General features: G+C 64.5%; 1 protein-coding gene. It reads left to right on the top strand.

Annotated elements, in window-relative coordinates:
* Nucleotides 1-892, top strand: an 892-nt coding sequence (locus ACFQ1M_RS17680; protein ID WP_386410959.1) for a phage baseplate assembly protein V, incomplete at both ends; no start/stop codon positions are given.

Raw genomic sequence — 892 nt, 5'->3', positions numbered from 1 at the left:
GACAAGTCGAAGGTGGAGCTTTCGGTGTCCCCGGGGAACACGGATGCGCTGCACTACAGCGTCCAGAGCGGGGAGAGCGCCTTCGGGTACGCGAGCCGCCTGGCGGCCCAGTACGGCGAGTGGTTCTACTATGACGGCAAGCGGCTGGTCTTCGGCCGTCCGGAGGATGGCGAGGAGGTGTCGCTGACCTACGGCCACGACCTTCAGGAGTTCTCGCTGGGTCTGAGCCCGAGCTCGAACAGTTACAGGTTCTTCACCAACGACTACCTCTCGGACGACCAGCACGAGCTAGCGACCAGCTCGGTGTCCTCCGGGGCTTCGGGCTACAACGACTTCACCAGCAGGAAGAGCGACGAGATCTACTCGAAGGAGACCAGCGTGTTCCTGAACGCTTACACGGACCCTCAGCTGAAGCAGCGGCTGGACCGCCAGGTGGAGGCCCAGAAGAGGGCGGTGGTGGTGAACCAGGTGGTGGTCAGCGGGATGAGCGACAACCCTGGGGTGAGCCTTGGCAAGGTGGTGAAGATACAGGGCGATGGCACCGAGCATGGGAGCTTCCGTGTGACCCGTGTGACGCACACGGGCAACGAGAACGGGATGTACCAGAACCGCTTCGAGGGGCTCACGGCGGAGATCGAGGCGTATCCCAACACGAACATCACGGCCTACCCCAAGAGCGACTCGCAGGTTGGCACGGTGACCGACACGGCGGACCCTGACGGCTACGGGAGGGTGAAGGTGCAGCTGGGTTGGCAGCGTCCGCTGGGCGAGCACACGCCCTGGCTTCGGGTGCTGACCCCGCATGCGGGTGGCGAGAAGGGCTTCCACTTCATCCCCGAGGTGGGCGAGGAGGTCCTGGTGGGCTTCGAGGGTGGCAACGCAGAGCGACCTT

Origin of the sequence: Sungkyunkwania multivorans, from assembly GCF_042675645.1 — a bacterium.
Classification (GTDB): domain Bacteria; phylum Bacteroidota; class Bacteroidia; order Flavobacteriales; family Flavobacteriaceae; genus Sungkyunkwania; species Sungkyunkwania multivorans.
The sequence above is the reverse complement of the archived record's forward strand: the minus strand, read 5'-3'. Positions and strand labels throughout refer to the sequence as shown.